The 6561-nt window shown below is 52.2% G+C and carries 7 protein-coding genes; 3 read left to right on the top strand and 4 right to left on the bottom strand.

Translation table 11 applies throughout. The features are described 5' to 3' along the window. Window positions 1-209: 209 nt before the first annotated feature. Window positions 210-1112, bottom strand: coding sequence for a DNA-binding transcriptional regulator YafC (gene yafC, locus N5J69_RS10430; protein ID WP_279770090.1), 903 nt, complete (start codon window positions 1110-1112; stop codon window positions 210-212). A gap of 250 nt (window positions 1113-1362) precedes the next feature. Between yafC and N5J69_RS10425 the strand changes: the two genes are divergently transcribed. After that, window positions 1363-2154 carry an endonuclease/exonuclease/phosphatase family protein gene (locus tag N5J69_RS10425; RefSeq protein WP_033732016.1) on the top strand — a complete coding sequence of 264 codons (792 nt, stop codon included), beginning with the start codon at window positions 1363-1365 and terminating at the stop codon, window positions 2152-2154. Window positions 2155-2273: 119 nt separating this feature from the next. On the opposite strand, the gene mltD is transcribed toward N5J69_RS10425, so the two are convergent. Together mltD and gloB are read right to left on the bottom strand one after the other, a co-directional pair. Beyond that, window positions 2274-3650: a murein transglycosylase D gene (gene mltD, locus N5J69_RS10420; RefSeq protein WP_279770089.1), complete on the bottom strand. Its 1377-nt coding sequence runs from the start codon at window positions 3648-3650 to the stop codon at window positions 2274-2276. Between the two features lie 71 nt (window positions 3651-3721). Next, complete coding sequence (gene gloB / locus N5J69_RS10415; protein WP_279770114.1) at window positions 3722-4477, bottom strand: hydroxyacylglutathione hydrolase; 756 nt, start codon at window positions 4475-4477, stop codon at window positions 3722-3724. A gap of 42 nt (window positions 4478-4519) precedes the next feature. On the opposite strand from gloB, the gene N5J69_RS10410 reads away from it, so the two are divergent. Beyond that, entirely contained in the window at window positions 4520-5257 is a 738-nt protein-coding gene (locus tag N5J69_RS10410) for a class I SAM-dependent methyltransferase (RefSeq protein WP_279770088.1), read from the top strand. Here N5J69_RS10410 and rnhA read toward each other — a convergent pair. After that, window positions 5239-5706 (bottom strand): ribonuclease HI, encoded by a 468-nt coding sequence (gene rnhA, locus N5J69_RS10405; RefSeq protein WP_279770087.1) that lies wholly within the window; start codon window positions 5704-5706, stop codon window positions 5239-5241. The two genes, N5J69_RS10410 and rnhA, sit on opposite strands and share 19 nt — an antisense overlap. 54 nt (window positions 5707-5760) lie before the next feature. On the opposite strand from rnhA, the gene dnaQ reads away from it, so the two are divergent. Beyond that, window positions 5761-6492, top strand: coding sequence for a DNA polymerase III subunit epsilon (dnaQ, locus tag N5J69_RS10400; protein WP_279770085.1), 732 nt, complete (start codon window positions 5761-5763; stop codon window positions 6490-6492). Window positions 6493-6561 lie beyond the last annotated feature (69 nt).

Here is a 6561-nt window from a genome sequence, read left to right as displayed (position 1 = left end):
TTAATTGGAAAGCCCTGACTTGACAGTCAGGGCTTTTTCCATTGCAGCCGATTTAACCCCGCAAAAGACCCGCGTTGATTCTTTTCGAGCACCGGGATCATTTAACGATCGCTGATCAGTTCGATACAAACCCTGCTATCGATCCTGCTCTTACTGCGTGTGTCTGCAGTCGTAGCAGCAGACCCCGATACGGTCTGCCGCTGTCAACGTCAGGTGCGCCACGGCTGTTCAGCTGTCCACTCACTCAGAAAATCGATAAAAGCCCGCACTCGCTGGCTCACGCCAATATCGCTGTAATAAACTGCATTAAAAGGCATCTCGACAGGCAGACGTTGATCGGCCAGCACTTCCACCAGTTTTCCCTCCGCTACCTCACGATCGATCATATAGTCTGACAGACAGGCAATACCATTGCCGGTAAGACAGAGCTGCTTAATCGTCTCTCCGCTATTAGAAGAGATAGCCCAGTCGATGTCATAAAGTTCGCCGCTTTCACGCGAAACGGGCCAGCGATTGAGTCGCGGAGAATCATCAAAACCAAGACAGTGATGGTTATCCAGATCGGCCACCTTCCGCGGGACCCCATGCTCCCGAAGATAAGCCGGTGAAGCCACAACCCTGCGAAAGCTGTTGAACAGCAATCTGGCGCGTAGCGTCGAGTCTGTCAGATTGCCGGCACGAATAGCGATGTCCACTTTCCGCTCAATCAGGTTGATAAAACTCTCTGAGGAGATTAACGAAAGAGTTACTCCGGGATAGCGCTGACGAAAGGGCTTAACCATCGGCATCAGCAAATGCAGGATAACCGGTGTGGCAGCATCAACGCGCAGTAATCCTTTAGGCTCCTGTAAACTTTCGATTAAATCACTTTCTGCAGTAGTCATCTCCTGCAAAAAACGTTGAACATGGCGGAAATAGCGTTCGCCCTCCTGCGTAAGCGCCAGCTGTCGTGTCGTACGGGTCAGCAGGGCAATACCCAGCTTGTTCTCCAGTTTTTTTATGGCCCTGCTGACGGCAGAGTTAGCCATCTGCAATTGCTCAGCAGCGCGACTGAAACTTCCGCTCTCGACTACACTGACAAACACTTTGAGTTCGTCAGAAGATGCCTTCATTTTTCCTCCCTGCCGTTACGTAGTCATTTAACGCATATATGAACGATAATACCGCCATAACCAGTATAGGAGCCCTCAGCAATGACACTGCTGATCTGCCTCGTTAAGCTTAACGCGCTTTAAGGGACTGCTTTATTCTGGAAAAGGGGGATGAATTCTGACATTCACCTGCATCCATTGAAACCCCGGTCTAAAATCCCTATAACAGAAAAGTGTTAACTGTATTTTGAATCATCAGCCAGGCGGGAAAGTGCGCAAAAAAACGTATGCAATGCGATATGTAGCAGGACAACCAGTGGAACAGATCTTTCCACCTGGCGCGATGCTCCATCTCGGTCAGGCACTGCCACCCGGCGCACCGTTGCCCGCGCATCCAAACCTTAAGGTTCTGGTCTGGAACATCTTCAAGCAACAGCGTGCAGACTGGATGTCAGTACTGGAAGGATTTGGTAAGGATGCGCATCTGGTGTTACTGCAGGAAGCGCAGACCACGCCTGAACTGGTGCAGTTTGCCACCAGTAATTACCTGGCTGCCGATCAGGTGCCCGCCTTTGTGCTGCCTCAGCACCCCTCAGGGGTGATGACACTCGCTTCTGCACACCCGGTCTATTGTTGCCCGTTACGCGAGCGAGAACCTCTGCTGAGGCTGTCAAAATCGGCGCTGGTCACAGCCTATCCTCTGCCCGCAGGTGAAATGCTGATGGTCGTCAACATCCATGCAGTTAACTTCAGCCTGGGTGTCGACGTCTACAGTAAACAGCTGGGGCCCATCGGGGAGCAGATCATGCATCATCAGGGGCCGGTAATCATGGCGGGGGATTTTAATGCCTGGAGCCGTCAGCGCATCAACGCGCTCTACCGGTTTGCACAGCGGATGAAGCTGGAAGAGGTGATGTTTACTGCCGATCACCGCCGCAAAGCATTTGGTCGCCCGCTGGACTTCGTCTTCTATCGCGATCTCAGGGTGAGTGAGGCATCTGTACTGGTGACACGCGCTTCCGACCATAACCCCTTACTGGTGGAATTCAGTTCAGGAGGCTAATGCAGCCATTAAGTCTGTCGATAGCAGGGGAGAGAAGTCCGGGAGAGGCGTAACGGCGGCAGAAAAAGCAGCAGGCGAATAAAAGAAAAAGGCTGACAAATGTCAGCCTTTTCAACGTATCAGGTATCAGGTGTTGCGTTATTATTCACAAACAGCGTTAAGTTATCGCCGGGTTGAATATCTTTCGCACTGTCCAGCACACTGTTCCAGCGCATCACGTCTTTGATATTGACGCCGTGATGACGGGCAATACTGTCAAGAGAATCACCCTTACGAACACGATAGGTGATGCTGTTGCCGTTATCAGCCAGTCGGGTGCCGTTCGACCCAATGGTCAGGGTCTGACCCGGTCGGATATCAGCACCGCGCAGGTTGTTTTCCTGCTTCAGTGTCGAAACGCTAACGCCAAGTTTAGCAGCGATACCCGAGAGCGTATCACCCCGTCGCACTTTGTACCCGCCACTCGCACTGGCTTTCGCAAGCTGCACAGGCTGTACCGCTGCGATGTCGCCGGAGGCCAGCGAGTTACGCAGTTTCGCGACGTTCGACTTCGGCACCATGATGTAATGCGGGCCGTTTGGCGCTGTTGCACCGCCTTTATAACCGGTATTGAAGCTCTTCAGTTTCGTGAGCGACATACCCGCCATTTCGGCAGCCTGCGTCAACTGTATCTGCTGACCCACTTCCACTCGCGCCAGGGCACGACTTTCATTCGGTGTCGGCAGTTTGATACCGTAACGCTTGTTATTTTTGAGCAGTTCACTCAGTGCTAACATTTTAGGCACATACACGGTCGTTTCGCGTGGCAGCGATAAATGCCAGAAGTCAGTCGGCTTACCGCGCGCCTTATTCTGCTTAATCGCTTTGAGCACACGTCCTTCACCACTGTTGTAGGCAGCGACGGTTAATAACCAGTCACCGTCAAACATGGTGTTAAGACGCTGCATCATGTCCAGCGCAACTTTCGTGGATGCGACCACATCACGTCGCCCATCGTAATACTGGTTTTGTTTTAAACCATAGTTTCGACCTGTTGCAGCAACAATCTGCCAGATACCAGCGGCATTGGCGGATGAGGTTGCGCGGGGGTCAAAAGCGCTCTCCACTATGGGTAGCAGTACCAGTTCCATCGGCATTTTACGTTTCTGTATCTGCTCGACTATCCAGTACATGTACGGCTCTGCCCGTAATGTTACATCGTGGAGATAGCTCTTATTTTTTAAAAATTTACTTTTTTGTTCGCGGATTGCCGGGTTTTCCGGAATCCCCATCTTCAACTCGTCACTAATGAAACTCCAGAGATCTGCGTCTGCTGCGAGGCCAGTTCCATCTTCCTGCCATCGCGGCGACAAAAACTCGTCTCCGTACTTTCCATTTTCACCTTGACCAGCTGAAGACAGACTCTGTGCATGCTGTTCGGGGATATTGGCATCGTTCCTGGACGCCTGACATCCTACCAGCAAGACTGAGGCGAGTAAGATCGCTTTAGCCTTCATGTGTGTGTCAATAGTTCGCTTAAAAGACGAGCAACTATACGTGACGACTTTTCACAACACAACCCGAAAAATCAAAAAGCGTCTTTCTTCTCGCGTAGAACAGCAAATGTATGCCATACCGGTTCATCAGTAATGTTAACGTTTAATGCCCTTTGTAAATTAATATCTTGCGTGCGCAGAAATAAATTAATTGACCGTTCGTGCGCCAGTTTTGTGGGCAGACTAATGCCATTTTCGGCACGTAAGTCCTTAATTTTCTGATATTCGGCCGTTATTTGCGGGTCATGGGGCAGAATAGCCGCAGCAAACTTCAGATTGGATAAAGTATATTCATGCGCGCAGCAGACCAGGGTCTCACCCGGAAGCTGGTTAAGCTTTTGAAAGGAATCATACATCTGCTCAGCTGTGCCTTCAAAAAGGCGTCCGCAGCCACCAGAAAAGAGGGTGTCGCCACAGAAAATATAAGGTGAGCTGTAATATGAGATATGTCCTAAAGTGTGACCAGGGGTATGAATGACGTTGAAAGTCAGGCCCAGCACGGTGACTTTATCGCCTTCGCTGACCAGCGTTGTGGCCCCTTTAGCCGCTGTTTCCTGGGGGCCAAACACCTCAAGATGGGGAAAATGCTCACACAGTGTTTTCACGCCGCCCGTATGGTCGTTATGGTGGTGAGTCAACAGAATAGCGACCGGCTGCCAGCCGTTGGACGCCATTTTTTCTAATACTGGCTGAGCTTCACCGGGATCGACGATCAGGCACTTACCCTCATCATTCGTCAGCGTCCAGATGTAGTTGTCCTGCAACGCAGGAATACTGGTAAGATTCATCATCACCTCTCGCAGGTCGTAGGAAAAGGAAGAGCGTAAAGCATGAAGCCCGCTAAATCACGCCAGGTTCTGAACGCACCGCTGTCCTGGCGCACTATGCCGTGGGGAGAATATTTCCGCGACGCGCTAACGCAGCAGCTTCAGCCTTACCTCGGAAAGCTTTATGGCTTTCATATGCTTAAGCTTGGCAACCTCAGCGCAGAAATCAACACCGAAAACTGTGCTATTTCACATCAGGTCAATGTGGGCAGTGAAGGTGAGCTGCTACAGGTGCGGGCGGACCCGATGCAGTTGCCGTTTGAGTCGAAGTCGATTGATGCCTGTCTGCTGGCCCATACGCTCGCGTGGAGTCAGGATCCTCACCGGGTATTACGTGAAGTCGACAGAGTATTGATTGACGATGGCTGGATGATTATCAGCGGCTTCAATCCCTTCAGCCTGCTCGGCGTGAGTAAAATGGTGCCAGGATTGACCCGAAAAGCACCGTGGAGCGGACGGATGTTTAGCCAGATGCGGTTACTCGACTGGCTGGGACTGCTGAATTACGAGGTGGTCTATCGCACCCGATTTCAGGTGCTGCCGTGGCATCAGCAGGGCGGAAAACTGATCAGCGCCCACTTACCGGCGCTGGGCTGTCTGAATATCGTGGTGGCGCGCAAGCGAACCTTCCCGCTGCTGCCAACCCGGGCAAAAAAGAGCCTGAGCACCAGCAAGATCCGTCAGACGGTCAACGCCACGCGTCAGTTCCGGCAGGCAGAGGATCAGGACTCGGCTTTATAACCGATATCCTCAAAGGCAGGCTTTTCCGCCGCGCTGCGGGCCAGGACATCGCAGCGCTCGTTTTCAGGATGTCCGGCGTGGCCTTTAACCCACTCCCACTGAATCTTGTGGGTGCTGAGGGCTAAGTCGAGACGCTGCCAGAGATCGACATTCTTCACTGGCTTTTTATCGGCCGTTTTCCAGCCACGCTTTTTCCAGTTATGGATCCAGCTGGTAATACCCTGACGCACATACTGGCTATCGGTACTGAGTACCACATCGCACGGCTGGGTCAGCGCTTCAAGCGAGACAATCGCCGCCATCAGCTCCATCCGGTTATTGGTGGTAAGACGATAGCCCGCGCTGAAAGTTTTCTCATGCTGACCGTAGCGTAAAATTGCTCCGTAACCGCCGGGACCGGGATTTCCAAGGCAGGAACCATCGGTGAATATCTCTACCTGTTTGCGCATCTCTGGTAGACTTCCTTCTGACAAAAACGCCAAGTCTGACATAAAACGGGTCTTATGAGCACTGCAAATAACCGCCAGATCGTTCTCGATACTGAAACCACCGGCATGAACATGATCGGGGTACATTATGAGGGGCACCGCATCATTGAGATTGGTGCGGTAGAGGTGATCAACCGTCGCCTGACCGGCAACAATTTCCATATGTATCTCAAGCCTGATCGTCTGGTCGATCCCGAAGCCTTTGGCGTCCACGGCATTGCGGATGAGTTTCTGGCCGACAAGCCTGCGTTCAGCGACATCGCCGGGGAGTTTCTCGACTACATTCGCGGTGCTGAGTTAGTGATCCATAACGCGCCGTTTGATATCGGCTTTATGGACTACGAGTTTTCAAAGCTGAACCGCGGCATTGAGAAAACCGAAACCTTCTGCAAAATTACCGACAGCCTGGCGCTGGCACGTCGAATGTTTCCCGGCAAGCGCAACAGCCTTGATGCACTTTGCTCGCGTTATGAAATAGACAACACCAAGCGTACCCTGCACGGCGCACTGCTCGATGCCGAGATTCTGGCCGAAGTCTTCCTGACGATGACCGGCGGGCAGACGTCACTCTCCTTTTTATCGGAAAGCGAAAGCGCCCGACAGGCGCAGGGTGAGAGCATTCAGCGCATCGTGCGTCCCGCCTCTGCACTGCGGGTGGTCACGGCCAGTGACGAGGAAGTGGTTGCCCATGAATCCCGTCTGGATCTGGTGATGAAAAAGGGTGGCAGCTGCCTGTGGCGCGGCTGAATGGCGTGATTTTGTTGAGGAAATCAGCGGTAAGCTGAAAAAAACAGCAAACGAATTGTTCGTTCTGAA

The sequence above is a fragment of the Pantoea sp. GD03673 genome (assembly GCF_029844725.1).
In the GTDB taxonomy this organism is placed as follows: domain Bacteria; phylum Pseudomonadota; class Gammaproteobacteria; order Enterobacterales; family Enterobacteriaceae; genus Pantoea.
This window is presented reverse-complemented; position numbering and strand designations above follow the sequence as displayed.